A 536-nucleotide genomic window follows, 5' to 3' on the forward strand; every position below is an offset into this window, starting at 1 on the left:
CTCGCCTCGGCCATCGGATGGTGTGTGCGATCCCACTCCCCAATCCAGTCACTGATGATGTCCACCAGACTCGCGAGCGGATGCGAGCCATCATCACCGGTTATCTCAAGGATCTCGTCAACGGCCTGAACCAAGACGTCGTAATCCTCTTCATTTTTCGGTTTTCGCAGCAACGGAGAGACAAACTCCCAGTGCTCGGCAACTGTCTTGATCAAACTACTCATACCTTTCCCTCCTTCCATTTGCCCCGATCGTATTCGCGGTGGTCGAGCACATGCTTGATGTAGAGCCTTTGTGACCGATAACTGACAAAAGCGATTAGCCTCAATTTGTTGCCACCAATGTCGAAAACGTGGAGATCACCCACCTTGTCGGTGGCAGGAAATATCGACTTCATTGCCGCGAAGTCCTTTGGATAACTCCTGCTTGCCAGACGAAACCATTGCGCTAGCGCGCTTGCTGCCTGTGGCCACTGCTCCTTGGCCTCACGAATGGGTTTTTCACTGAACACATGCATGCAACATCCTTATCGCATT

The 536-nt window shown here is 52.1% G+C and carries 1 protein-coding gene and 1 pseudogene; both read right to left on the reverse strand.

Annotated elements, in window-relative coordinates; all coding sequences use genetic code 11:
* Positions 1-224: pseudogene (locus HT737_RS30425) on the reverse strand (transcriptional regulator); the annotation flags it as partial.
* Entirely contained in the window at positions 221-517 is a 297-nt protein-coding gene (locus HT737_RS30430) for a type II toxin-antitoxin system HigB family toxin (protein WP_047290919.1), read from the reverse strand. The pseudogene HT737_RS30425 and the gene HT737_RS30430, both read right to left, overlap by 4 nt.
* Positions 518-536: the final 19 nt, after the last annotated feature.

Source organism: Pseudomonas sp. MD195_PC81_125 (genome assembly GCF_014060985.1).
Taxonomy (GTDB): Bacteria; Pseudomonadota; Gammaproteobacteria; order Pseudomonadales; family Pseudomonadaceae; genus Aquipseudomonas; species Aquipseudomonas parakoreensis.